The 23,435-nt window shown below is 54.1% G+C and carries 28 protein-coding genes and 1 pseudogene; 19 read left to right on the forward strand and 10 right to left on the reverse strand.

What is annotated here, in order from left to right; translation table 11 throughout:
* Positions 1–70: 70 nt before the first annotated feature.
* Positions 71–1,336, forward strand: a complete 1,266-nt coding sequence (locus H7849_RS01500; RefSeq protein WP_186743672.1) for an MFS transporter — start codon at positions 71–73, stop codon at positions 1,334–1,336.
* Between the two features lie 367 nt (positions 1,337–1,703).
* Here H7849_RS01500 and H7849_RS01505 read toward each other — a convergent pair whose 3' ends face one another.
* From H7849_RS01505 to H7849_RS01515, 3 genes are read right to left on the reverse strand one after another with little or no spacing between them, the layout of a single operon-like run.
* Positions 1,704–2,396, reverse strand: a complete 693-nt coding sequence (locus tag H7849_RS01505; protein ID WP_186743673.1) for a hypothetical protein — start codon at positions 2,394–2,396, stop codon at positions 1,704–1,706.
* A gap of 39 nt (positions 2,397–2,435) precedes the next feature.
* A complete protein-coding gene (locus H7849_RS01510) occupies positions 2,436–3,380 on the reverse strand; it encodes a hypothetical protein (RefSeq protein WP_186743674.1) in 945 nt (314 codons plus the stop codon).
* Positions 3,381–3,422: 42 nt separating this feature from the next.
* Complete coding sequence (locus H7849_RS01515) at positions 3,423–3,911, reverse strand: Spy/CpxP family protein refolding chaperone (RefSeq protein ID WP_186743675.1); 489 nt, start codon at positions 3,909–3,911, stop codon at positions 3,423–3,425.
* Positions 3,912–4,058: 147 nt separating this feature from the next.
* Here H7849_RS01515 and H7849_RS01520 point away from each other — a divergent pair, with 147 nt between their 5' ends.
* The 8 genes from H7849_RS01520 to H7849_RS27245 all read left to right on the forward strand — a co-directional run bounded on the left by H7849_RS01520 (position 4,059) and on the right by H7849_RS27245 (position 9,327).
* Positions 4,059–4,748: a response regulator transcription factor gene (locus H7849_RS01520; protein ID WP_186743676.1), complete on the forward strand. Its 690-nt coding sequence runs from the start codon at positions 4,059–4,061 to the stop codon at positions 4,746–4,748.
* An 8-nt stretch (positions 4,749–4,756) separates the two neighbouring features.
* Entirely contained in the window at positions 4,757–6,166 is a 1,410-nt protein-coding gene (locus H7849_RS01525) for an ATP-binding protein (protein ID WP_186743677.1), read from the forward strand.
* Between the two features lie 153 nt (positions 6,167–6,319).
* Entirely contained in the window at positions 6,320–6,637 is a 318-nt protein-coding gene (locus tag H7849_RS01530; protein ID WP_186743678.1) for a hypothetical protein, read from the forward strand.
* Positions 6,638–6,687: 50 nt separating this feature from the next.
* The gene (locus H7849_RS01535) at positions 6,688–7,059 is read left to right on the forward strand and encodes a DoxX family protein (RefSeq protein ID WP_186743679.1); all 372 of its coding nucleotides are present in this window, start codon (positions 6,688–6,690) and stop codon (positions 7,057–7,059) included.
* Positions 7,046–7,189 (forward strand): helix-turn-helix domain-containing protein, encoded by a 144-nt coding sequence (locus H7849_RS26610; RefSeq protein WP_251106778.1) that lies wholly within the window; start codon positions 7,046–7,048, stop codon positions 7,187–7,189. Before H7849_RS01535 ends, H7849_RS26610 begins: the two co-directional genes overlap by 14 nt.
* Before the next feature lie 1,065 nt (positions 7,190–8,254).
* Positions 8,255–8,632, forward strand: coding sequence for a hypothetical protein (locus tag H7849_RS01550; RefSeq protein WP_186743680.1), 378 nt, complete (start codon positions 8,255–8,257; stop codon positions 8,630–8,632).
* Entirely contained in the window at positions 8,539–9,021 is a 483-nt protein-coding gene (locus H7849_RS27240) for a sigma-70 family RNA polymerase sigma factor (RefSeq protein ID WP_186747088.1), read from the forward strand. Before H7849_RS01550 ends, H7849_RS27240 begins: the two co-directional genes overlap by 94 nt.
* Positions 9,022–9,051: 30 nt before the next feature.
* Positions 9,052–9,327, forward strand: coding sequence for an anti-sigma factor family protein (locus tag H7849_RS27245; RefSeq protein ID WP_186743681.1), 276 nt, complete (start codon positions 9,052–9,054; stop codon positions 9,325–9,327).
* Here the strand turns inward: H7849_RS27245 and H7849_RS01565 are convergent.
* A complete protein-coding gene (locus H7849_RS01565; protein ID WP_186743682.1) occupies positions 9,263–9,784 on the reverse strand; it encodes a Cif family virulence factor in 522 nt (173 codons plus the stop codon). The two genes, H7849_RS27245 and H7849_RS01565, sit on opposite strands and share 65 nt — an antisense overlap.
* Positions 9,785–11,345: 1,561 nt before the next feature.
* Positions 11,346–11,639: a hypothetical protein gene (locus tag H7849_RS01570; RefSeq protein ID WP_186743683.1), complete on the reverse strand. Its 294-nt coding sequence runs from the start codon at positions 11,637–11,639 to the stop codon at positions 11,346–11,348.
* Between the two features lie 93 nt (positions 11,640–11,732).
* Here H7849_RS01570 and H7849_RS01575 point away from each other — a divergent pair, with 93 nt between their 5' ends.
* On the forward strand, positions 11,733–12,665 hold the full coding sequence (locus H7849_RS01575) for a ketopantoate reductase family protein (RefSeq protein WP_222439750.1): 933 nt from the start codon (positions 11,733–11,735) through the stop codon (positions 12,663–12,665).
* A gap of 33 nt (positions 12,666–12,698) precedes the next feature.
* On the opposite strand, the gene H7849_RS01580 is transcribed toward H7849_RS01575, so the two are convergent.
* The 3 genes from H7849_RS01580 to H7849_RS01590 are packed head-to-tail and all read right to left on the reverse strand — an operon-like array spanning position 12,699 to position 14,025.
* Complete coding sequence (locus H7849_RS01580) at positions 12,699–12,944, reverse strand: anti-sigma factor family protein (protein WP_186743684.1); 246 nt, start codon at positions 12,942–12,944, stop codon at positions 12,699–12,701.
* Positions 12,935–13,561 (reverse strand): sigma-70 family RNA polymerase sigma factor, encoded by a 627-nt coding sequence (locus H7849_RS01585; protein ID WP_251106534.1) that lies wholly within the window; start codon positions 13,559–13,561, stop codon positions 12,935–12,937. The genes H7849_RS01580 and H7849_RS01585 overlap by 10 nt, the downstream gene beginning before the upstream one ends.
* Positions 13,558–14,025: a DoxX family protein gene (locus tag H7849_RS01590; protein ID WP_186743685.1), complete on the reverse strand. Its 468-nt coding sequence runs from the start codon at positions 14,023–14,025 to the stop codon at positions 13,558–13,560. The genes H7849_RS01585 and H7849_RS01590 overlap by 4 nt, the downstream gene beginning before the upstream one ends.
* Positions 14,026–14,264: 239 nt before the next feature.
* Here H7849_RS01590 and H7849_RS01595 point away from each other — a divergent pair, with 239 nt between their 5' ends.
* The 9 genes and pseudogenes from H7849_RS01595 (at position 14,265) to H7849_RS01635 (ending at position 22,233) form a co-directional block, all read left to right on the forward strand.
* Entirely contained in the window at positions 14,265–14,972 is a 708-nt protein-coding gene (locus tag H7849_RS01595) for a DUF1223 domain-containing protein (protein WP_285288951.1), read from the forward strand.
* A gap of 167 nt (positions 14,973–15,139) precedes the next feature.
* Positions 15,140–15,427, forward strand: coding sequence for a hypothetical protein (locus H7849_RS01600; RefSeq protein WP_186743687.1), 288 nt, complete (start codon positions 15,140–15,142; stop codon positions 15,425–15,427).
* 78 nt (positions 15,428–15,505) lie between these two features.
* Positions 15,506–15,586 (forward strand): annotated as a pseudogene (locus tag H7849_RS01605) (hypothetical protein); the annotation flags it as partial.
* Between the two features lie 40 nt (positions 15,587–15,626).
* Positions 15,627–16,100 carry a hypothetical protein gene (locus tag H7849_RS01610; RefSeq protein WP_186747934.1) on the forward strand — a complete coding sequence of 158 codons (474 nt, stop codon included), beginning with the start codon at positions 15,627–15,629 and terminating at the stop codon, positions 16,098–16,100.
* 20 nt (positions 16,101–16,120) lie between these two features.
* On the forward strand, positions 16,121–16,552 hold the full coding sequence (locus H7849_RS01615) for a DoxX family membrane protein (protein ID WP_186743688.1): 432 nt from the start codon (positions 16,121–16,123) through the stop codon (positions 16,550–16,552).
* 610 nt (positions 16,553–17,162) lie between these two features.
* Entirely contained in the window at positions 17,163–18,584 is a 1,422-nt protein-coding gene (locus H7849_RS01620; RefSeq protein ID WP_186743689.1) for a DUF7482 domain-containing protein, read from the forward strand.
* A 236-nt stretch (positions 18,585–18,820) separates the two neighbouring features.
* Entirely contained in the window at positions 18,821–19,432 is a 612-nt protein-coding gene (locus tag H7849_RS01625) for a peroxiredoxin family protein (protein WP_186743690.1), read from the forward strand.
* Positions 19,433–19,600: 168 nt separating this feature from the next.
* Positions 19,601–21,616 carry a protein-disulfide reductase DsbD family protein gene (locus H7849_RS01630; RefSeq protein ID WP_251106536.1) on the forward strand — a complete coding sequence of 672 codons (2,016 nt, stop codon included), beginning with the start codon at positions 19,601–19,603 and terminating at the stop codon, positions 21,614–21,616.
* A 2-nt stretch (positions 21,617–21,618) separates the two neighbouring features.
* The gene (locus H7849_RS01635; protein WP_251106537.1) at positions 21,619–22,233 is read left to right on the forward strand and encodes an HD domain-containing protein; all 615 of its coding nucleotides are present in this window, start codon (positions 21,619–21,621) and stop codon (positions 22,231–22,233) included.
* Between the two features lie 28 nt (positions 22,234–22,261).
* Here the strand turns inward: H7849_RS01635 and H7849_RS01640 are convergent, their stop codons facing one another.
* Both H7849_RS01640 and H7849_RS01645 read right to left on the reverse strand, forming a co-directional pair.
* Positions 22,262–22,507 carry a carboxymuconolactone decarboxylase family protein gene (locus H7849_RS01640; protein ID WP_186743692.1) on the reverse strand — a complete coding sequence of 82 codons (246 nt, stop codon included), beginning with the start codon at positions 22,505–22,507 and terminating at the stop codon, positions 22,262–22,264.
* A 305-nt stretch (positions 22,508–22,812) separates the two neighbouring features.
* Positions 22,813–23,109 (reverse strand): putative quinol monooxygenase, encoded by a 297-nt coding sequence (locus H7849_RS01645; RefSeq protein WP_186743693.1) that lies wholly within the window; start codon positions 23,107–23,109, stop codon positions 22,813–22,815.
* Positions 23,110–23,435: the final 326 nt, after the last annotated feature.

A 23,435-nucleotide genomic window follows, 5' to 3' on the forward strand; every position in this document is an offset into this window, starting at 1 on the left:
TGAGGCAATTGGATCGGTTCGCACTGGACAGGAAGCACGTCTGCCAATGATCGGATTTTCAGGATAGTGTATGGCTCGAAATCGATACATGGTCTTCCTGGTCCTGCTTACGTTCTTTGTCATATCTCTGCTCACGAATATCCTCGGGCCGATCGTGCCGGATATCATCAGTAACTTCCGTGTAAGTTTGACCGCCGCTGGATTTCTGGTTTTCTCTTTCTTCATTGCTTACGGAGTGATGTCGATCCCGGCTGGATTCCTGGTTGAGCGCTTCAGGGAAAAGCCTGTGATGATTTGGGCCTTTGTGGCCGCAGCGATTGGCTCCATCAGTTTTGCGCTCTTTCCGACCTATAAAGTGGCGGTGGTTTCTTTGTTTCTGATTGGCACGGGAATGGCGATTCTGCAGGTTGCTATCAATCCTTTACTGCGCGTCTCAGGCGGAGAAGAACACTTTGCCTTCAACGAAGTGCTGGCTCAGCTGTTCTTTGGTACCGCGTCGTTTATTAGTCCGCATATCTATTCCTATTTAGTACTGAACCTGCGTCCCAGCTTGCAGGATTCGAACCTGCTGCTCCTAGGGCTGAGAAAGATCACTCCTGCTGCGTTACCGTGGGTCTCCCTCTACTGGATCTTCAGCGCGATTGCGGTTGCGATGGTTCTGGTGCTGTGCGTGTCGAGGTTTCCACGCGTCCAGCATACGGATGAGGAACGCCCTGGCACGCTCGAGATGTACAGAAGCCTGATACGCAAGCGGCTGGTGTGGTTGTATTTCCTCGCCATCTTTGCCTACGTCGGTTGCGAACAGGGTTCAGCCAACTGGATTTCGCAGTTCCTCAGCCAGTATCACGGCTTTGATCCTCATACTACCGGCGCTCGCGCGGTCTCGTGGTTCTGGGGGCTGATGACTTCCGGCTGTCTGGCCGGAGTGTTGCTGCTGAAGGTATTCGATAGCCGGCGCGTGTTGATTGGAGCTTCCACTGGCGCTCTCTGCTTTCTTTCTCTGGCGCTTTTCGGTCCTGCCGGAATATCGGCTGTCGCCTTTCCACTGGTCGGTTTGTTCGCTTCGGTGATGTGGCCGATCCTGATTTCGCTGGCGCTCAATTCGGTTGCGCAGTACCACGGTTCTTTCACAGGCATTCTTGCGACTGGGATCATGGGCGGCGCTGTGATGCCAGCTGTCATCGGGCGAATTGGCGATCAATTTGGATTGAGAAATGGACTGATCCTTCTTTACCTGACCTTCGGCTTTATTTTCAGCGTTGGGTTCTGGGCGAAACCGCTCGTCAACAATGCGACGATTCGCTTAAAGAAGACAGATCTTTCCACTGCCGCTTGAAGTGCGAGGCCAGTTCAACAAGTTCAGGGAATTACTACGCCAATGCGACGTGTGGCTGCCGGAATAATTCTGCACCGAAAACAGGATTTAGGCTGCACCACTGGTGCAAGATAATTCCTGTATTCCACTTCTTGTAGACCTGCACACTTCAGTAACAACCAAAGAGACCAAAGACTTGTGATAAGGTGCTTTTGCCTCTCCCATATTTCTTAGCGAGGCCACTTTGAGCACCATCTTGTCTACACCTACAGCTACGACGGCGCGCCGCCGATGCCGGTCATTCGGCAACTTGACTTCGCACAGTGGGGAGCAGTTCATCAGGTGCGCGAAGCCGATGTATCGTTCCTCAGGATCTTAGACAGAGAGATCAGGCTTCTGTAGCTTGCATGGATGTCCGGTACGGGTCTTTTGACCACTTGTCAGCGGTGCTGCCCGGCAGCTTTAGCGAAATGCCGATCATCCAAACGATGCTGATAAAGCGGCCCACCGGAATGAAATAGCCAGCCGTGAAGGTCAGTACCGTGAGGGAAGCCAGTTCGCATGAGGTCGCGACCACGATGCCGAGCCACATAAGCCAATGCGGGATTTGTTTGTTGAGACCCGCAACTACGGATACCCCGACGATAAAAAGCCCCAGGAAGACAGCAAAACCAGGCCCACCTCCATCGAAGGTCAGCGCCTGCAGTGCGGTCACCGCACCGCTGGCTTCCGCAACTCCGGGCCTGGTAAGAGACCAGCTCGTCAGGGCGGAGAAGGTCAGCATCGTGGTCGTTCCAATACCGCCGAAGGAAGCAATTTGTACTCCCACAGCCCGAATGCCAAGCAACCGGAGACGGCTGACACAGGCAGCCATGAAGATGCCGAGTGAGAGCGCAGAAATTAATTCACAGAAGGAACCCCACTTGATCGCCCAACTGTTCTTTGCCATGAAGCTAACGGCGGAAGAGTCATGAGGAATGTGGAAGGCCGCGCTCAGCTTCGAACCTCCGGCAAAGAGGAGCAGCACATAGACGATGGTAAGGAGCAAAAGAGATAAGCTTGTATGGCGTTTTCCCGACATGAGTGATCTCCGAATGATTCGCATCGATAACAGGTTTTTTTAGCGTGCTCCCGCTGTATCGGAAACAGAGGTAGGAGAGCGACTGTGGTAAACCCTGGCAAGCCACGCATCGAATTGCTTTCCCGGCAAGGTGATCGAACCTTGCACGCGGCGCTGCTCTGAAGAGAGACTCACGATCTGTGGACGGAATGTCTGCGACAAACTGATTTGCAACAGATGCGGTTGCGCTAACACCGATGCGAGATATGCCGACTGCGGGTTGTTATCAGTGCGAAGTGCGAAATCCACACGGGCTTTGGGTCCATAATGGATACCCACTGTTAGATCGTTCGCGCCGTCCAATATATGTGCCCACGGAGCGTGCAATTGTTCAGCCGCAATATGTCTGGCAAGCATCGGCGATGACATGACGAGCACGTTCCAGGAATTTACATCCGGAGGCAACTGCGCCAGCCGGTTTAATAGGAGTGTGTCGGCTGACGCGTGTGCAGCATTGCGCTCCAACGCCTTCTTGACTAGCCACGGCGTTCCAAAGATCGCTATTCGGTCATTGAGAATCGCCATCCAGCGCGTATCCAGCATCTCTTGCTGTTCGCGCGCAAAGGGTTTCACAAGGAGTACCTTTTCACCCTCGTATTCGCTTGTTGCCAAGCCGTTCCGTGCTGCCGCGCGAAAGATGTATTCCCGATCGAAGCGACCTGCAACCAATAGCAGATGTTCTGTCAATTCTTCCCGTGAAGAAGATGCAGCGACCTCAATGACCTCATCGACTTCTCTATGAGCATCCACTCCAACCAAGGACACCCAATCGTAAAAATCGAGATTGTTGTTATGTGTGACTAGAAGCAAGCGGCCTTTTGAGCCTGGGTTGTGCGGGTCTTCGATACCCGCTACGATTTGGGCGCCGGCTGGAACTAGTGGCAGCAAGTTGCTGTCCAGAGGTGAAGCAAAGCCATGAATTGGAAGTGCGACAATCAAGGCCACGAAATAAGAGGATTTTCTAGGTAGCGAAAGCATTGGTTGTCCTCACTCTCTGCCTGAAGCACTGCCCAACCGGTCTGCCATTTTATCCAGTCGCAAGTGCCACCGTTTCTGAAGTTCATCTGCCTGGGTGCGCTGAACAGGGGTTAGCACCGATGTGTAGATCTTCGAGCTCAGCTGTTCTTTCTCAATGAGCAGCTTTGCAATGGTTGCGCCCTGGCGAGAGGCAATTTCCTGGACTTTGTCTACATCCTGATTTTCCTCGACTGTGGCTGCATCCATTTCTCTGACTTCGGCTGCAGCCTCGTGAACAAGCGCCGAGATTGTCGGACGTTCAGCCTGCCAGAGAGATTTGATCTGTGATATTTGCGTGTTGCTCAAATCCAATTCGTGTGCCACGTAGCCGAGAGGACCGGGATGGCGTAATCCGCGACCACACCACCCGTGCCAGCCTCGTGTCTCTGCTCGAACAATGGTGATACCAGTTACAACGAGCGCTAAAATTATGCTTGCCCAGATTACTTTTCGCTTCATATCAGGCACCTCTTCGCCACATTTCGATTCCAGCACTCAAGGCCCAAGCGTGCGATAAAGATTGGTTAAGCAGGGTAAAGTTTTGTAAAGGCTGGCGCTGTGGTCAGGGGGTTTGGACTAGTATCGAATCTGCGGTAGCTGCGCAGAATGGATCGAGTCCTTATCGTCGATGATGATGTCGAACTGTGCGAGCTCCTCTCCGAGCGTCTGAGCACCGAAGGTTTCGCAATTGAGACAGTGCAGGATGGTCCACACGGCCTTGAGCGGGCGCTATCACAGGAACATGCTCTTGTTGTCCTTGACCTGATGCTCCCCGGCATGGGCGGCCTCGATCTATTGCGCCGCCTGCGAGCGCGGTCTCCTGTTCCCGTGTTGATCTTGACTGCCCGGGGTGATGACATTGAACGGATTCTCGGGTTGGAGGTTGGAGCGGACGATTATCTGCCTAAGCCATTCAACGCACGAGAACTCATTGCACGCATTCGCGCGATTCTGCGGCGCACTCATCGCGTCAACGCGGCAGCCGATCCATTGATTGTCGGCGATATACGACTCGATCCCGCAAGGCACGAGGCCCGATTGCAAAGCTCTCTATTGAACCTGACCACCGTGGAATTTACGTTGCTCGAAATGTTGTTGCTGCATGCCGGACATGTCGTGACCCGCGAGCAACTCACGGAGACTGTGCTCGGCCGCAAGCTCGGCCCTTTCGATCGTGTCATCGATGTGCATATCAGCAATATCCGCAAGAAGCTTGGTTCGAACCATGGGGGTGAACGAATCAAAGCTGTCCGTGGCAGTGGCTATCTCCTCGTGGCGCGATCCGAGGCAGAATGAAGATCCCGATGCGTAGCCTTTTCCTAAAGATATTTCTCTGGTTCTGGGCGACAGCGATTGCTACAGGCATCGCGTTGATTATTACATTTGTCTTCGGCCCAGGAAGCGTTCCTTCGCGATGGCATTCGAGCTTGACGGACACTGCGCGATCATCCGGCATGATCGCGCTCGCAGAACTTGAACGGGGAGGCGTTCCAGCCGCATCGACTTACATCGAAAGGTTTGAACGCGATACGCAACTGCGAGCGTGTCTTTTTGATTTAAACGGACAACCCATCGCTGGAAAAGACTGCGGGACCTTTGCCGATATGAGGTCTCATGTAACAGCCACAGGAGCGTCCGACTTCGCTATCAAATACGGCATCGTTCGTGTTGCGTTGATACTCCCGGGCAGCGGCGCACGGGAGTATATTTTTGCCACTGAACTTCCTGCCGGACCTCGCGCCGCCTTGGGCGTCGATTGGGCAGCCATTGCCTTGCGATGGGGTGTCGCTTTGCTTGTCTCCGGAGGTATCTGTTACCTGCTCACCCGCTATCTCACTACGCCGATCCTGCACTTGCGAGAAGCATCTCAACAGCTGGCCGCCGGAGATTTAAGTACTCGTGCAACTGAGAAGATCGCGCGCCGGCACGACGAATTGGGAGCGCTGGTGCGCGACTTCAACGTCATGGCAGACCGCATCGCGGAGCTCGTCGCACGTCAACGTCAGCTCATCTACGATGTCTCTCATGAACTGCGCTCGCCATTAGCCAGGCTGAACGTGGCGCTCGATCTTGGACGCCGAAAAAAGGGGAACGATCCCGCCTTCGACCATATGGAACGTGACATCGAGCGGCTCAACGAGATGATCGGGCGATTGTTGACCATCGCGAGGCTTGATACCTCTGCAATCCCGGTTGAAATGGCAACAGTGAATGCAACCGAACTCGTATCTCAGATTGTTCATGACGCTGGATTCGAGTCGCAGAAACGGAATGTGGTTGTGACATTGAAAGCCCAGGAACAGCATTTCGTGCACGCGAATGCAGAGCTTCTGCACAGTGCGATCGAAAATGTAGTGCGAAATGCGATTCATTACACGGCAGACGGGACGACAGTCGAAGTCGCCCTTCAACGCGAGGAAATGGATGGCTCATGTTTTGTCTCCTTGACCATCCGTGATTACGGGCCTGGAGTTTGTGAGTCTGATCTCGGCAACATATTCCAGCCCTTCTATCGGGTCGCGGATGCGCGGGATCGTAGATCGGGAGGTGCTGGCTTAGGTTTGGCGATTGCCGATCGGGTAATCCGAAGCCATAAAGGAACGATCCGTGCCGAAAACGCTATGCCACACGGCTTGCAAATCAATATCTCGTTGCCAGAGTTGTTAGAGGACAATGCTGCTCGCTTCATCGCTTCCGTGTTCTCGCCAAATTGACCTTTGAGAATGGGTGTCTTCCTAAGAGGTGATCTTATGAGTGCGTCGAACACAATTTCAAGGATCGGTGCAGCTTTCTACATTATCTGGGCCTGCTTGCATCTTCTGGCCGCATATTCGGTATACGTGCTTGGTCGATCGTTGGATTCTTCAATGGTGCGAGGCCGAGTATTCCAAGATGCATGGAACCTCCTCTTCTTTTCGATCATTGCCATTTCCGTGGCTGCGACGTTGAACTGGCGGAACAGCGTGTGGGGGTATTGGATCAACTTCGCTACTGTAGGCATCGCGGATACCGGCTTTATCTTCTTCGTCCTTGTTCCCGGTTATTCGCCCGTCTGGCCTAGCATTCTAGGCCCTGTATTTTGGGTGCTAGCGACGATTTTCTCGACAATCGCTCTACTGACAGGAACCAAAGGCGTGACATGGAGTTCCACGGGCGACATCACCGAGCCTAAGCACGCGCAATAGTTGTGGTTCGTGATCGAATCGATGAAACCAGAGCGAAAGTAGGTGGAAAAATGAATACTTTTCTGTGGGTAGTCCAAGCATTGCTTGCCGTGGTATTCCTGTTCGCTGGTGGGATGAAGTTCTTCGGCATCGAAAAGGTTCTCAAAGACGCGGCACCAGGACCCGGCAAGCTGAGCTTAACAAGGCCGATGTTGCATTTTATCGGCGTCTCCGAACTTGGCGGCAGTTTAGGCGTGATCCTGCCTACGTTGACAGGGGTAATGCCGCAACTGACGCCGGCAGCTGCAGCCGGTCTAACGGTCGTCATGATCCTCGCCACGGGTTTTCATATTCAGCGCAAAGATCCAGCATCCAAGACCATCACAACGTTGGTCCTCTCGGCCTTATGTACATTCGTGGCATACAGTAATTCGGCTAAGTGAACGGAAGCTTCTCCAAAACGTACTTAACGAGACCGGCGGAAATAAGGCTGATGCGGCGCGTAGACTGGGAATTCAGCGAAGGCTTCTCTACGAAAAGATGAAAGCGCTTGGCATGGAATCGAGCGAATAACGGGGAGCACGTTTGCCCGAACTTCCGGCGATTCAGCAATGCGAATTGAATTGGCTCGTTTCTGGTTCTTCTTCGCTCCGCAGTCAACATCGGACACGTCGATGCAGCATCCAAATCGTTGATATATTTGGCGTCCCCGGAGGGATTCGAACCCTCGTTGCTGCCGTGAAAGCGCGGCCCCTGCACGACCTTAAAGGACTTACAAGAGGCGGACGACCTCTAAGTCGTTGGAAATCCCCGGTTGCGGGAGCAAGACCGTAGCGTAATCCGTAGTGCAACGCAGTCGAGATGAGGGGAGGATCACTATGATGAGACGGTGCTCCCTGCTTTGCAAGCTCCTCCGTGCGCTGCTGAGGGTCCATATTATTGAGGTCGACTCCAATCTCCTGTACGGCCGTTCTCACCTCAGCGTCCAGATGCTAGGTTCTGTGCCCGCCGAAAATGACATGTGCCTGCTGTGGGGGTTGGCGAGTTGATCGAATCAAGAATTCCCGCAGATTCGTAACTTTCTCAGTTTTGGCTAATCAGACGCACTGTGGATGAATGGATCGTCGGCGCTGTTATCGCTGAGGGAGATGATCCGCTAAGCGTCTGGATTTCTGAGGCTCGTACCCGGAAAAGCCTCTCGTCGCAGCTCGCCGATTTTCGGCAGGCACGTGGCGGAGAGCACTGTCGGTTCAGTTCACAAATACCCTTCTGAGGGCAAGGTATGAAAAACAGAACGTACCAACCTTTACACAGGTGGCACTGGTTACCGCGCGAGCTCGGAAATCGGAGCAGGCGTTGCAAAGGCCCTGGCGAAGGCCGGCGCAAGGTGGCCATCGATCATCCGAATGCACCGGATGCCGCGGCGTCGATCGTTGAGGAGATTCTCGCAGAAGGAGGCAATGCAATTGGGCTCTGGCTTCCGATGAGTCTGATTACGTCACCGGCACCCCCTTGTTCGTCGATGGCGGAATGACGCTTTACCCAGGATTTGCTACTGGCGGCTAGTTTTCCCTTGTAATTAGCGCTGATCCGGAGAAAAACTACAGGATAACGGAAGAAACGGTTGACAAAAAAGTCATGAACGCGGAGCTTCCAGAACACGAAGAAGGAAGGATAGACGCGGAGAATCAAGCGCTCGCCACGGCGCGGGTCGTCCCGGCTGACCGCTCCCGTTCCGATTCAGGCTGGAAGCCGGCGCATGCAGGCGAGCCGAAAGACGAAGGGGCATTGAAAGAAGCAGTTCTGATACGCCGAATATGCGATGGCGAGAGCGAGCTTTTTGCGGAGCTTGTTCGTCCGTATCAAAAGATGGTTTATATCACCGCCATTTCTATTGTTAGGAATGAGTATGATGCGAGGAAATCGCGCAGGAGGCCCTTTTCAAGGCATTCAAGAATCTCAAGCAATTTCGAGGAGAGTGCAAGTTCAGTACGTGGATTACGCAGATCACGATGAATGAGGCACGTTTGCGACTGAGGCGGCTCAAGAGAGCTGGTGAGGAATCCATAGATTGCGGTATCGACAACGAAGAAGGAGACTACATACCAGTTGATTTTGCGGACTGGAGGGAAATACCTTCTGAGACCTTACACCGGAAGGAGTTGAGAGAAGCACTACGAGGCGCGATTTTTTCGTTGAAGCCGATGTACCGTGATGTGCTTATTCTTCGCGACGTTCAGCATATGAGTGTCGCGGAAACGGCAACAGTGTTGGGAATCAGCGAGGCGTCAGTGAAGACACGCTTGCTGCGAGCACGATTCCAGGTGAGAGATGTGTTGGCGCCGGGATTCGATGGCTATTGGAACGTGAGCGGTCATGGGTACAAACGCATCAGGCCGTTCTGAGGAGTTCAGCAGGTGAGAAACGAGGGCCAAATGCCGGACGAGAGGATCATAGTTGAGATCAGCTGTTTTGAAGTGTGGCGGCAAATCTCCAACTATGTGGATGACGATGTGGACCCCGAGATGAAGGCACGGCTTGAGTTCCATTTTGACCGGTGCAGACATTGCAAGGCCATACTGAATGGCACACGGAACGTTATCGCTCTGGTAGGTGATGAGCAGACATTTGCATTCGATGATGCAATCAGTGAACGCCTGACGAACGCTCTATCCCGGAGAATTGCAAATCATTCTCGCGAAGGCGAGTGACACGAGCGTCGCTCGTAGTATTTTGCATCTCCCAGATCATCTCTTCGGGCATCTTCGGAGCTTCATCCAAATTATCAATGAAGCTGGTAATCACCCATCCGCGGTCTGTATCCCGCCTCCATGTCTCGAAATAACGGGTTCGCACCTGACGCCGGGTGCCGATTAGCCGGTCGCTCAGATTCAATACATGCCATCCCCAATCATAGGCTGTATCTGCGTGCAGAACGATTTTGATGATGAGGACCGCCATCTCCGCGCTGTAGTCGCGAAACAACCGCTTCAACCGCGCGCGGAAGACGTCCTTTGCATCGGAGTCGTAAAAACTGGGCAGACCAAAGGACATATCACAGAATAAGGAGTCATAAACCGACAACACCATTTCCTCGTCTGCTCTGTTAAAGCCCTCTCGAAAACGGCTCTTCGCCAGATTGATTGCATACGTGTCGTCCATAGCCACGGTACTGGCCCTCGGAGAAGTGCGTTTCCACAATTCCCAGCAATCCATAAATCTTACCTTTATTTTCTTGTTTGTTGTCACCTTTGCTCGACCTGGAAATCGTATAGCCAGCTGGCCCTGATATCGAAGAGATTCTAGAAAGCCAACCAGCTTTCCTGGCCAGCGAACTTTTGTGGGTCGACGAGGTACAACGGCAATTCCTTGCTAGCGATCCTCGATCTGGCATCCAAGCTCTTTCACGAAACGAGGTTATGACCATGCGCACACTTGTTGCTACCTATGTGAGCTCTCTGCCTATAAGCATAACCACAGCTCCTCCGCAGAATTCCACTTAGGCCATCGAGGAGTAGATCAAACCTCAAGGCCGCAGAGGATACGATGCGATCTGAGTTGGACTTTGCTGCAGGGGCATATGTTTCAAATGCCTTCCTGCTTACGAAGCCGGTTTCGAAAGCAATCCGGAAATTACATAGACCAAGTACGCGCATACAAGACACCACGAATGATGTACTTGTGCGCTGCGGTTGTGATAACCCGATGGCAAACGGCCCATATGCTGGCTGCTGGCAGCCCTTGTGCTCGCATCACGCAAGCGCAGATCCAAATCACTCTGCACAATTTCGAGCAAACGCGGCGTGAAGTGTTCTGATGGAGTTGTTCTGCTCTCTCAGAATTGGTTTATTCGATACTCGGCGCCCAGGAGTCCTTGGAGCGAGGGAGGTGGATATGTTGGATACCGTAGAGTTCGTTGGGGATGAGATCAGATTGTATGCAACGGCGAGTGATTTCTGCAAAACGTTTATTCAAGAGATGTAGCCTCTATCTGCTCGCGTTGCTGCTAGCCGGAAACGATGGCAAAGCTGAACGATGTTTCATCTCTGCGTTGGATGAGTGCGTGGAACAGACGGGTGTCGTCAGTGCGTGGGCGATCACATTCACACGGCGCGCAATCATTGAGCATGCAATACAAATGATTCAGCCCGTGCCGAGAAAGGCGATAGCTTTTCACTGATCCGTTCTCCAGCACAGAACAGTCCGTTCGCCGCAATTCGTGACCTGGGCGCTTTCGAGCGTTTTGTCTTCGTTATGTCGATTCTCGAAGGGTGGTCGGAGCAGGACTGCGCCCTTCGTCTGAGATGCTCGCGGCGAGATGTCATGATTGCTCGCCTGCTAACGCTTAAGAGTGTAGGAAGCGCGGATGCTGCCTACACTGCTCAAACGGAAGCGACGATAATGGCCTAATGGAAAAACGAGAAGATAACGCACCGAGGCGCAAAGAATTGTCTCCGAAACCACTGGGGGAGAGACTCGATTGCCACCCCACCGATGAGGGCACGGACCAGAATCGCCGAAGTCCGCGATTTGTGCGCGACAGCCTCGATTGGGTTCATGGGAATCGCCGCGGCACTAGTCTATTGGGATCTGTTACCAGAAGTCGCCTCGTGGCAAGGTTCCCCGAGACCGGCATTGCTTTGGGCGGATGATGGGCTACCGGACACGACCTACTACCGTCACTTTCCCCAGGAGTCAAATGAAACTCTAAAAGCAACGCAAGCGGCTACTAAGCCGCTTCCACTGGAATGACTTGACCGAATGGTGCCCGGCGTGACTCCGTGGAGGCGCATAAGACGTGGTAACAAGTCCACCCCCGCCGCTTCGGATTGTTCGAGGCTACGAGTGGCTCCGGGTGGAAGCTTACCTGCCATTTTGCGACATTCTCTGCCTGCTCGACCGCGATCTTCCATTCCCGGGCCTGTTCAGCCACGGTATGCGGAACGACAGGTACGGATATCGTCATCGAAAATGGCGGAAGCGAGTGTTCGGCAATCGCAACCGGAGGTCGCTTGCGAAGCAACTTACGTCTCTGAACTCGATGGATGGTGTATCTGACAGGCTGGTCAACGCGTCAGATTCTCGCACAGGCTCTATCGTGAAAGGCGGTACTCAGATGTCATTGAAGATTGTAATTTTCGGGTCGGGAGGCGTCGGAGGATATTTTGGCGCCAGGCTAGCGGCTGCGGGCAATGATGTGACTTTCGTTGCCCGAGGTGCACATTTCGAAGCTATGCGGTCGCTTGGACTTCGCGTCGTTAACCCATTGGGGGACGTCTCTCTTCCTGAGGTGGAAGTTGTTAACAGAGTGGCTCAAATCAAATACGCCGACTTCGTGTTTCTCACGGTCAAGCTCTGGGACACACAGCAGGCTATTCCAGAGCTCGTCCCCTTGGCGGAACGAGGCGCGGCGGTGATCTCTTTTCAGAACGGAGTTCAGAAGGAAGAAGTCTTGTTGAGGGTTCTTCCTAAACCGTCTGTGATGGGCGGTGTAAGCTACATTTCGGCTGCCATCCAAGAGCCCGGCGTCATCCGGCACTTCGGGCCAATTCAAAATCTCGTTTTTGGAGAATTTGACGGTGCAGGTTCACAGCGAGCCCTGGAACTCCTGAGCGCCTGCGAGAGTGCCCGCATCGGAGCCAGGATCAGCAATGAGATCGAACGGGAGATTTGGGAGAAGTTCGTTTTCCTCGTCGGCTTGTCAGCCACAACAGCCACCATGCGGCAACCGATCGGGGCGATCAGGACGAACGAACAGACGCGAGGCTTTCTACTCGATGTGATGCGCGAAACCGTAAATGTAGGGCGTGCTCGTGGCGTAACGCTTGCCAAGGACTATGCCGACCAGCAATTGGAGTTCTGCGATACCCTCCCAGCCGAAATGACAGCTTCGATGTATCAGGATCTCCTCCGCGGGAATCGTCTGGAGTTGCCCTGGCTGAGTGCATCAGTTGCAGAGTTGGGAGAGAAGATGGGTATACCCGTCCCTCGCAACAGAGCCGTGACCGACATCCTCGCACTCTACGTGGCCGGCCACAAATCGGACTAATCACGGCCGCGTCGTCCTGAGGACCTGCGTTCTTCACGGCTCTATACGCATGAACTCGAGATCGATGCGCGCGTGAAGCCGCTCGCTGAAGCCAACCGGAAGTTCGAAGATGCGATCGTCGGCAGTCAGGATGATCACGTTGCGCGTGGAGTCCAGAACGGCCGAGCAGATCTCGCAGTGGTCCAGGTGCTTTTGCACCGTGTCCCTCGTTTCGTCGGGGAGCGCTCCATCCAGATATTCAGAAATGTAGTTCCAAACGTGCTTGCAATCTATGACCATGGGAGCCACCCCCTCTTCGATGATCGATTTACAGTCCTTAGCTGAGGGGCCAGTTGCTTTTGTAGCATCAAACGTGCACGATGCAATCGGACCTTAACGCTGGGGATACTGACATTCAAAGCCTCTGCTGTCTCGCTAATCGTGAGTTCTTCCACATCGCGCAGAAGGAAAACCTGGCGATAGATGTCCGGAAGCTGCTCAACCGCCAGCTGAATCAGATTTCGAACCTCTTCCCGCTCCACGGCCTGTGATGGTATTTCGCGCCAGTCACGCAAGAGAGCAGGTGAGATGCTTTTATCTTCGTCCGGAAGTTGATCGAGCGGCTCCATTCGGACAAGAGCCTGCCTCCGGAGGCGAGTTCTCGCCTCGTTGATCGCGATACTGATAAGCCACGTGCTGAATTTAGATTCAGCGCGAAATGATTCGAGCTTTCGAAACGCCCTAATGAAGGCCTCTTGCGCTACGTCCTCTGCCTCTGCCTCGTTCTTCATATACGACAGAGCCATGACGTAGACACTGCGCTCGTAGGGACGGATCAATTCATGATATAGCTGAATTTCTCCCGCAAGAATAGCAGCGATTATTTCTGGCTCTGTCCAGTTCAAAACCACGTTCACTGCTCAACCGCTTTCAGCCGCTTGGCGACGAGAATATCAACTGTAAAGAAACCTGCCCCAAAGATCAGAACCATCAGCGACGCAAACAGAAGGGTATAAGGATCCGCCGCGTAGAACTTTCTAGGGTTGGAAGAGATCGCAGAGAGCGCTTCATGGTCCGCGGTCCAGTAGGCAACGAACATGTTGCACGCCAGCAGAAGTGCGACGGGGCGCGAAAAGAGGCCGAGCATAAGAAGAATACCTCCGACAAACTCAAGGGTGGAGACGAACAGGGCACTGAAAGCTGGGAACGGAATATTGAGACTGTCGAAGAACCCCGTAATTTTCGCCAAGTTGTGTAATTTTTCCCACCCAGTCTGGGCAAATTGAAATCCCCAGTAGAGGCGCACCAGCAGAAGCATCGCGGATTGAAAGGATGAAAACGCCGATGCGACGCGGCGATAAAGATGTAACAGATGAGCCATCGTTTCCTCGTGACGTGTATGCCTCGCTTGCGAGTAGCGAGAACATCGTTGTGCCTCGTTAGAAACGCGGGGAACGTTTTGGTTACAAGACATGTCAGAGGCGGGATGTGTAACCGTTTCGCGGCTCGTACGTCAGATGTTGGCCGTTTGGCAGGAGGAATCCCAATGCAGCTTCGTCCCGTGTTCGCAATTTCGCTTGCTCTCCTGGCTGTCCCCCTGGAGTCGCATGGCCGCTTCTCCTGACAGTTCAATCAACGCCACGCCATCATCGGTGGCGATCGTGGAACTGTTTACCTTCGGAAGGATGTTCAAGTTGCCCGCCAGCCGACTCGCTCTTGCGGCAGATCAATTTGAAGCAGACGACTGCCGGGCAACTCATCGTTGGTATCAGCGAGCACGTGACCTATTGGAACAATCTCGGCAGGAAAGATCCTTACTCCTCGCGAGTGTTTACCGAAAGGCAGAGTGTTTACGCCTCGCGCCTCTCCCCGGAGGGATCTTACACACCACAAATGGTCTTGAATGGTCGCGACCAGTTCGTTGGGAGTGATGGCCCCGCGTTGGAGCGCGCTTTGCGCGACGATGCACGAAGAGAGCATCTCAAGCTCCGCATCGTCTCTTCTGCGCTTACTTCAGAGGGAATCGACGTGAAGTTTGCCTTCGCCGGAAATCCATCGAAGCCCCTCGGTGTCATCGCAGTTCTAGCGGATGATACGGACCGATCCAACGTTCTGCGAGGAGAGAACAGCGGCAGGCAACTTCAACATGTCTCCGTTGCTCGCTCCCTGGCGCGCGTGGCTACGGTGAGGGATGAGGGTGAGCAACTTATCCACGTTTCGTTTCCGGAGGGGCTCTCAAGAAGTAGCGGCTCAGGCCATCACTTGATTCTTTTCGCTCAGGAGTCGCACCGGGGGGCAATCCTCGGCGCTGCGACGATGCCTCTTTGAGGAATGTGAGACGCGATGTAACCATCCTCTTCCTTAAGCTTCAAACATGCGGCAAGGTAAGGGCACTCATTGAAATCCGAATGCACTCCTCCAAGCCATCTGCAGTAGGCAGTAATCAATATCACGAGGTATAGAGCCCTATGCCCAACCGACGAAAGGAACTCTTCATGAAGAGCAACAATGTAAACCACCTCGTGCTGGCCGCGGCTTTCGCCGGCCTTCTTGGCGGCACCACTGCCCGTCTCAACGCCCAACCTGTTTCCGGACACTCGGAAGCGACCGCCAGCTCCTCCGCATTTGCCGGTGTCGCGGTAGCAGCCGATCAGAAGGACCTGCCCAAGCACGCCTGCAAGGGACAGAACGATTGCAAGGGCCAGGGCGGCGGCGACAAGCAGCACGCTGGTAAGAATGCCTGCAAGGGTCAAGGCGCCTGCGCCACAGACGGTTCGAAGTAACCTCAACTCGTGTAGGAGATCCAACTCTCGACGGATCTCCTACACGCGCCTCTCGCTGGATTCAGAATCGGAGTAATCATGTCTGCCAATCGTTTCTACGGCGTCGGCATCGGCCTAAGAGTTCCACATTACGACCACATTCTCTCCAAGAAGCCGGTGGTTGACTGGCTGGAGATCATCTCGGAAAACTACATGGTCGATGGCGCGGACGCCACTTACGGCGGAAGAGGCACAAGCGATAAGACCAGAGTCGAAGCTGTCTTTGCAACCGCATCTCCAACTGCTGGAATTGAGCTATCCGGTCGACAGCCTTGTGCTCGCCGTCAAGAAGCATGCCCCAGAGACCGAGATCGTGAGCAACGCTGCGAGTCGACGCGAATCGCAGAACCGCCCGAAGCTGCCTATGATGACGCGGGAACGAGTCTGGTTAGCAGTTCATCGCTTTGAAGACTCTGTCTACTATCGCCGAATTGGTCGAGAAACATTCCTGTTGTTGAGCGCTTTGCGTTCCGGCGCGTCCGTCTCCGAGGCTGTGACACTGGCCTTCGAGAAGACGAAGCTCAACGCCAAAGAGCAAGCCACCGTGTTGCGCGAGAGCTTCGCGCACGCCTCTGAATTGGGGTGGTTTTGCCCTCCCCAGGTCGAGGACGATTCTGAGGCCCTTGTCATGTGACCCCAACGAGGGAGAGTGTGATGACCGAAGAGATGGACCTGTGGTTGAGGAGTATAGCGCTGCCCTATGCGCTTCTGCGTATCGCATTGGGCTTGAACATTTGCCTGCATGGCGTCGTTCGTTGGAGAGTCGGTCTCAGGAACTTCGCAGAGTCCCTGCTTCCGATGTTCCAGAAGACCGCCCTGCCTGTGTGGTCTGTGTACGGCTTCGGCTATGTGTTGCCGATTGTCGAGGCAGTGATAGGCGCCTGCGTACTCTTCGGTTTCCAGACTCGTCGCGCTTTAATTTCGGGTTCGGTTCTAATGCTTGTCTTAATGTTCGGCTCTACATTGCGCCAAGACTGGCCGACGGTCGGAGTACAACTCACGTATTCCTTGGTCTATTCTCTTCTGCTGGCGGGGATTCGATTCAATTCCTACAGCATAGATCGCCAGCTGAGTCGTTCACTGTAGAGGATCCGGGACTATTCTCCGCGACAGTCATCGCGTGGTTATCCGTCACTCACAGCTCTTTACCAATTCGGTTAGGTATTAATGCCCGCGGGTGGGAAGATGCTCGCTAGACTTCCATCGGTCTCGACGATCGAGTCGATTCCCGCAAACGAATGGCACGGGCCTTCGGCTTGAGCTCACTTCGCCTTGCCACAATGCTGGCGGAGGGCCTCTAACGCAGCTGCACTTAGAGACAGTACCTAAGCAGACAACACAAGCCTCACACCTTCCCTCACCACTCAGTCCCTTAATCAGGACGTTGGCTGCCGGCGTCGTAAACAAGGCACGTCGGGACGCGGTACTCTTTGATGATCCCACCAATAAGAATGCTAATAGGCACTTAACGCCCTGCGTGGCTGCTCATTGTTAGAGTTGTTCGCTCCAGAAAAGTTACAAGCACGTCGGAAATAGCTACCAGTCCCCAGGGTCTACTTAGTGACTTATAAAAATCGTAATTATGAATGGTGTTTCTTGTAACTAATCACATACTGACCACTCTTATAACCACACGGCTAGGTGCAGAGATACTTACTCGACATCTTGTCGTGCAGCGCCTCAAAGGAGTCCGACAATGGTTCCCGCTCTTCGTAGGTCCTTCCCCATCGGTAAAGACCTGAATGTGACCGCCATGCGATCACGCATTATCTCGTCCACTAAAGTATTCATCGTTGCAGGCGCAACGATGATGAGTAGTCTCATCCCTGCCGCAGCTTTCGGACAGGCCCAAGTTGTCTCGAAGCCACCTGTATCTCCGGAAGCGATGGCCATACACCGTCTTGCGAAACGACCAGTTGCAAAGTCGGCAGTCAGGACAGATGCCGCCGCTTCGGTAGCCGGGAGTTCGTCTAACTTTAACTCTGAACAAGGCCCTGGCCCCGGCCCACGTGGCCCGGGGCCAGGATGCGATCTCTTTCCTGCTCCCGCGTCTACCGGTGCCGCCGTCGGTCTGTCATACTTTGGCCCGTCGCCCTCCACGGTCAATCCGAGTTTGGTCGGGCCGGTCCAACTCCTAAATACGGGCAAGGTCGACGCGGTCAACGGTACAATCACGATCCCCCTGTACAAGGGCACTCTCAAAGGCACCAAGAAGACTATCTGGTACATCCTTACTGATGTTTCCGACCAAGGAATCGCCAACGAACTGGGGTTGAACTTCTCAGCGAAGTTGGGTTTCGCCGAGAATGCCGCTAGAACCGGTACACTCGATGGCAATGGAAACATCGTGTTCGACAAAGGGACGGTTGACTTTAGCCCGCAACGGAACATTGTTCCTGGACCTGCTGGTCAGGAATTTCCCCCGAAGTCATTTGCACCTGGAGAAATTGGAGACAAAAACTATAGCCCATATGTGACCATCACCAACGCTGGCAACGTTGTCTACAACGCTCCAATGGTGGCGTTTAATGTAGACGCGAGCCAGATCAATTTCCCCGACGGACACGTCGACTATTCGAAGGTACATGATCAGGTTGTTGCGATCGACCCATACAACATGACCGTCACCCTCAACCTCATCAACGGCTTCAGCTTTGGAAGGCCGGTGTGGTACCTCTCCATGGATGCGAGCATTCCTCTCGCAGCCGCGATAGAACACAACACCTACGCACCTTTGATGGACAAGCTTCTGTTGGGTCACGACGACAGCTTCTCCAGCCCGATCGAGCGAATCTTTATTGCAACTAACGGAGCGGAGGACGGTAGCTGCAACAACCCCCTGCGCCAAGGTCTCTCTGCAGATCTCGCCGACGGATACAGACCGAACAACACACTCGGCGGTATTCCCACGATCGCACTGGACTACAGCCCGGCGTGGGATGCCAATCTTTACGAGTGGACGGAGGACGCTATCAATCGCGGATATCGCGGTCAACTTCGCGAGGAGTTTCAGATATTGACCTTCGTCCAGGATGGTTTGTTAACTGGTCCAGGTGGGAAGCCGTTCGGCAGCGCCGGCTTCTCCATCAACTGCCCAATCGTCCAGAGATTGGATTGATCAACAACCCTGTTCCCCATGGGATTGTTCAGACATGACATCATCAGGTTTGAACAATCCCTCCTTTCCTTTCAACGATCCATATGACTTCGATCTCTTTGAGAGGTTCGATTAGCGCTCAAACGCCAGCCTCGAGCATCTTACTTCACCGCAAAGTGAATAAGAGTAGCGGCGCATTGTAACTTTTCTTAAAGCTGCTTGTCAGATATGCATTCCATAGGAGGGGGTGCCTCGTCATGTCCGATTTTGCATTTCTGTCCGGTAGAGCCCCAAAGGCCGCCAGAGTTCATCTCAATCGAGCTTGGGGATCCTTGCTCGCCATCACCTGCGCGTTGGTTCTGGGAGCATCCGCCTTTGGCCAGACTCCGGTTGTTGGCGCTAAGGCACCTGACTTTACGCTCTCGACTCCAACAGGAAAGGCCGTTAAGCTGTCGGCTGAGCAGAGTGGACACGATCTCGTTCTGGTGATTTTGCGAGGTTTCCCAGGCTATGAGTGCCCTTACTGTGTAAAGCAGGTTCATGATTTCGCGGATCATGCCTCAGACTTCAAAGAGAAGAACACGAGAGTGCTTTTGGTCTACCCAGGACCGCCTGCCGATCTGGATCAACATGCGAAGGAGTTTCTTGAAAAACAGGCCGAGTTACCATCCAATGTTGTTCTCGTAGCGGATCCAGACTATAAGGTCACTAATTTGTATGGACTGCGTTGGGACGCGCCGCACGAGACGGCGTATCCGTCTACGTTCGTTCTCGACAAAAAGGGAATAGTCACCTTTGAGAAGATCAGCCATAGCCACGGCGATCGCCTGTCTGCACAGGATGCCATTGACCACCTTTCCACGAATTAACGTGGGGGCTGCGTCGAGAATTTCCGGCGCAGCCTTTTCTTCAAGCGCCGCAGGTCGAACATGCAAAGCTTTCACCATCGTCTTCTACTTCTCCTCTCAGTCCTTATAGCTCTTGCCCCATTTTGCCAAGCTCAATTACGGGAATCGGGAACCGGTGCACCCGGGCCAGTGAAAGCACAGCACCTAACTGCGGAGTTGATCTCCGATGCCGGGACAATCGCGCCTGGTGGTAGAAGCCGAGTCGCTTTGGCGCTGACTCTTGAGCCCGGTTGGCATGTTTACTGGGTCTACGCTGGAGACTCCGGCGAGCCTCCGCAAGTGCAATGGTCGGTGCCGTCAGGATTTTCCATTGGGCCAATGCAGTATCCCGCGCCTTCGAGACTACCGCTTGGCCCGTTGATGGACTATGGATACGAGGGTACGGCCGTATTTCCGTTCAACGTTTCGACCTCCCCGCAAGCTCCACTCGGGAACGCTGACCTTAAAGCGCACGTACGATGGCTTGTCTGCAGAGAAGTGTGCGTTCCTGGAAAGGCGTACCTCGGTCTCAATCTCAACGTAATTCCGCAGGCATCTTCAGAAACCAACAAGCTCATCGATGCCGCTGTGGGCGCAGAGCCAGTCAAGGTGCCGACAGCGGTTAAGATCGGCGTGACTGCGACTCGTGACACGTTGATGCTCAACGTAGTCACTGGCAAGAAAGAGATTTCGGCGGAATATTATCCGCTTGATGACGATTCGATCCGGAACGCAGCAGATCAGAAGATCGAGCCCATAGCCGACGGCATAAGGCTCGTGACAGAGCGAGCCGACATCTCCGATATGCTGCCGAAAGAGCTTAAGGGCGTCCTGAAGCTGAGTGATGGACGGTCATACATGCTTGATGTGCCAGTCGGATCAGCGACTGCGCACTCAGGTGCTGGCGATGAACGAGGGCTTCTTCTCGCAGTCGTGCTTGCCTTCGCGGGCGGAATCATCCTGAATCTGATGCCGTGTGTTTTCCCGGTGCTTTTCCTCAAGGCACTGGCTCTTGTAGGCCGTGCCGGCGAGAGTAGGACACGTCAGCGAGCGCATGGGATGGCATATACAGCCGGCATCCTCTGCTCATTTTGGTTAATCGTAGGCGCGCTGCTTACGCTCAGAGCTCTAGGCAAACAGGCTGGATGGGGATTTCAACTTCAGTCCCCAGGCTTTGTTGTCGCTATGACCTGCCTGCTGTTTTTTATGGCGCTCTCGTTAGCAGGCATGTTTGACCTCGGTCTGACTTGGACGAGCGCCGGAGACGACCTCGCCCGCAAAGGCGGTTATTTCGGCTCGTTCTTCACGGGTGTCCTCGCAACGGTGGTAGCAACACCTTGCACTGCACCGCTGATGGGAGCTGCCATTGGGTTTGCGCTGTCTCAAAATGCACTCGTGACCTTCGCGGTCTTCACGTCCCTCGCCTTTGGCTTAGCGTTACCATATTTCGCGCTGACCTTTGTTCCTGGATGGGCAAGTAAGTTGCCGCGCCCTGGCCGCTGGATGGAGACCTTGAAGCAATTCACTTCCGTGCCCCTTTTCCTTACCGTGGTTTGGTTGATTTGGATCTATGGCCGTCTCAGCGGAAGCACAACCGGAGACAGCACCGATCATGTCGCCCGACTGCTGGTCGGATTGCTGATCCTCGCTATCGGAGGATGGATACTCGGACGTTGGCCTGCCCGACGTTGGGGATATATCGCCGTTGCAGTGACGGCGGCAGCAGCTCTCGCTTTTCCTTTGGTCACGGCTCAACCTGATCGCCTGCGGTGGAGCCCCTTCTCTAATGCTGCCCTCGAAGAGGCGCAGAGCCAAGGCAAGCCGGTCTTCGTTGATTTCACGGCAGCCTGGTGCCTCTCATGCCAGGTAAATGAAAAGGCGGTTTTGCAAGATCGCGTCGTCGAGCAGGAGCTCCTTCGTCGACACTACGTCCTTCTACGCGCTGACTGGACTCGCTACGATCCGGAGATCACGAGCGAACTCAGCCGTGTTGGGCGTAGCGGAGTCCCGACCTATGTAATCATTTCGGGACCGTGGGAAAGAGCAACGCACGTTCTGCCTGAGCTGCTTACACGCGGCGTTGTCCTCGATGCGATCCGCCAGGCCGGAATACAGCAAAATAGTCAGATGCCGGCTCCGCTGCCTGGCGGAAAGACTGGAAGCTAAAGATGACCCGAAACACAGCGGCTACGGACATCCCAGACACCATCCAATTCGTGCTGGAAATTGACAAGCTGAAAGGCGTCTTGAGAAAGGTTCGGCCCATTTGGGAAGAGCGCTACGAGAATACAGCCGAGCACAGCTGGCAGATCGCGTTGTTCGCTATGTCGATGGCGCGCACGCTTGAGCTAAAGATCGATGTCACCCGCGTCGTCGCGATGCTGCTCGTACATGATCTTGGCGAGATCGACGCTGGCGACAAGTTCGTATTTGCTCAAGGCGGGTGGGAGGAAAGGAAGGCTGCAGAACTCAAGGCTTTGGAGCGCATCTGTGGCCTGGCACCCAAGAAGACAGGCGACTTCCTCCTGGGGCTATGGAAAGAATTCGATGCGGGAGAATCGGATGAGGCTCGCTTCGCCAAGGCTATCGACCGCTGCATGCCTGTCCTCTTGAACCTCAACAAAAAAGGTGGAAGCTGGCTGGAACACGGCGTGAGTTACGAGAGGGTAGTCGAACGGGTGGGCCCTGAGATCGAGAGTGGTTGTCTTGAGCTGTGGGAATATCTGAAGCCTCAGTTGGAAGCGGGGCGCCGCAAGGGCTTCTTTGCGGCGTCCACATCCTAGGAAGGCCCCAACAGCGAGCCAAACAAAGCTACTCTTTAAAAAGATGCGTCGCATGTGTGATCGCGCCACCGGCACGCATCGCCGCAGCGATGACCGCCGTTTCAGCAAGCATCGCATCCGTCGCACCTTCTTTGCGCGCCGCCTGGACATGCAGCTCGATACAGTATGGGCACTGCGTAGTCAGCGCGACTGCGACCGCCATTAACTGCTTGTTTAGTACATCGATCGCGCCCGGTGCAAACGCCGCTTTGTCGAAATTCCAAAAGGCCTTCATTGCATCCGAAGCGTTTTCATCGAGCTGCTTCAGCTTCGCAAGATTTGAGTGTTATACATCTTCACTATCTCCTCGTGAGATTGGAATCAAATTTAGCCGAAAAGCTCATCCCACGGAGAAGACCCGAAACGGTTGATATCCTTTTCAGTCTTTACGCGCTATGGCCAATCGACTATCGCTCGAACTCTGACGAGCCATTCTGCGCGAAGGTTACACTGGGTGCGTGATCGAGTTCGGCCTCCCCGCAGAGCGCTTGAGCTGTCGAAGCCGCGATAAAACAGGCGGAAGTGGAACGTGTCCTGAGACTAGAGTTTCTCGGCGACGATATCCACGGGCTTGATATCGGGGTGAGAGACAAACAACTCTTGAGCACGTGCGAAAAGCGCCTTGGCTATCTCACCGTTGACATGAGCGTTTCTTCCATCCTCATCCTTGAAGGTATCGAATATGCCGAACGTTGCGGGCGCGACCTTGAATGCGAACCACGTTGTTGTCCCTGTTTCTGCCTCGACTAGAGGGCCGGCAGACCGCAAGAACTGTTCTACTTCTGCCTCTTTGCCTGGGCGGGCCTGCAACGTTGCTAGTATTCCGACTTTGTTCATGTAGACTCTCCTTCGTTAATTGCGCGATCCCGATCGGTTTAAACTGCGCCTCGCTCGGATAATCGCTGTTGCCGGAGCCAGGATAATCAGGAGCGACAAGATGGAACTGGTCGGCCAGCTTCGGGATTAAATCGCGATACATGTTCGACGAACTAGGGGGGAGCGACAAAGCTGATCACTTCCGGTTGGCCGATGAAATGCAGTTTGTATCAGGACTTCGGATGCGGCAAACTGATGTGGACAGCCGATGGCCGTTCGATCATCTTTGCCTCCGATAAAGACGCACTTCCCGCCCTTTTTCGAGTCTCCGCCAGGGGTGGTCCTGT

Origin of the sequence: Alloacidobacterium dinghuense, assembly GCF_014274465.1 — a bacterium.
Classification (GTDB): Bacteria; Acidobacteriota; Terriglobia; order Terriglobales; family Acidobacteriaceae; genus Alloacidobacterium; species Alloacidobacterium dinghuense.

Coding starts and splice junctions, on each gene's coding strand:
- H7849_RS01505 (WP_186743673.1), bottom strand. CDS start 2,396: ATGTCGGGAAAACGCCATACAAGCTTATCTCTTTTGCTCCTTACCATC.
- H7849_RS01620 (WP_186743689.1), top strand. CDS start 17,163: ATGGTTCCCGCTCTTCGTAGGTCCTTCCCCATCGGTAAAGACCTGAAT.
- H7849_RS01575 (WP_222439750.1), top strand. CDS start 11,733: ATGTCATTGAAGATTGTAATTTTCGGGTCGGGAGGCGTCGGAGGATAT.
- H7849_RS01550 (WP_186743680.1), top strand. CDS start 8,255: ATGAACGCGGAGCTTCCAGAACACGAAGAAGGAAGGATAGACGCGGAG.
- H7849_RS01615 (WP_186743688.1), top strand. CDS start 16,121: ATGACCGAAGAGATGGACCTGTGGTTGAGGAGTATAGCGCTGCCCTAT.
- H7849_RS01635 (WP_251106537.1), top strand. CDS start 21,619: ATGACCCGAAACACAGCGGCTACGGACATCCCAGACACCATCCAATTC.
- H7849_RS01645 (WP_186743693.1), bottom strand. CDS start 23,109: ATGAACAAAGTCGGAATACTAGCAACGTTGCAGGCCCGCCCAGGCAAA.
- H7849_RS01580 (WP_186743684.1), bottom strand. CDS start 12,944: ATGGTCATAGATTGCAAGCACGTTTGGAACTACATTTCTGAATATCTG.
- H7849_RS01590 (WP_186743685.1), bottom strand. CDS start 14,025: ATGGCTCATCTGTTACATCTTTATCGCCGCGTCGCATCGGCGTTTTCA.
- H7849_RS27245 (WP_186743681.1), top strand. CDS start 9,052: ATGCCGGACGAGAGGATCATAGTTGAGATCAGCTGTTTTGAAGTGTGG.
- H7849_RS01530 (WP_186743678.1), top strand. CDS start 6,320: ATGGTGCGAGGCCGAGTATTCCAAGATGCATGGAACCTCCTCTTCTTT.
- H7849_RS01625 (WP_186743690.1), top strand. CDS start 18,821: ATGTCCGATTTTGCATTTCTGTCCGGTAGAGCCCCAAAGGCCGCCAGA.
- H7849_RS01640 (WP_186743692.1), bottom strand. CDS start 22,507: ATGAAGGCCTTTTGGAATTTCGACAAAGCGGCGTTTGCACCGGGCGCG.
- H7849_RS01535 (WP_186743679.1), top strand. CDS start 6,688: ATGAATACTTTTCTGTGGGTAGTCCAAGCATTGCTTGCCGTGGTATTC.
- H7849_RS01610 (WP_186747934.1), top strand. CDS start 15,627: ATGGCGCGGACGCCACTTACGGCGGAAGAGGCACAAGCGATAAGACCA.
- H7849_RS01600 (WP_186743687.1), top strand. CDS start 15,140: ATGAAGAGCAACAATGTAAACCACCTCGTGCTGGCCGCGGCTTTCGCC.
- H7849_RS01515 (WP_186743675.1), bottom strand. CDS start 3,911: ATGAAGCGAAAAGTAATCTGGGCAAGCATAATTTTAGCGCTCGTTGTA.
- H7849_RS01520 (WP_186743676.1), top strand. CDS start 4,059: ATGGATCGAGTCCTTATCGTCGATGATGATGTCGAACTGTGCGAGCTC.
- H7849_RS01525 (WP_186743677.1), top strand. CDS start 4,757: ATGCGTAGCCTTTTCCTAAAGATATTTCTCTGGTTCTGGGCGACAGCG.
- H7849_RS01500 (WP_186743672.1), top strand. CDS start 71: ATGGCTCGAAATCGATACATGGTCTTCCTGGTCCTGCTTACGTTCTTT.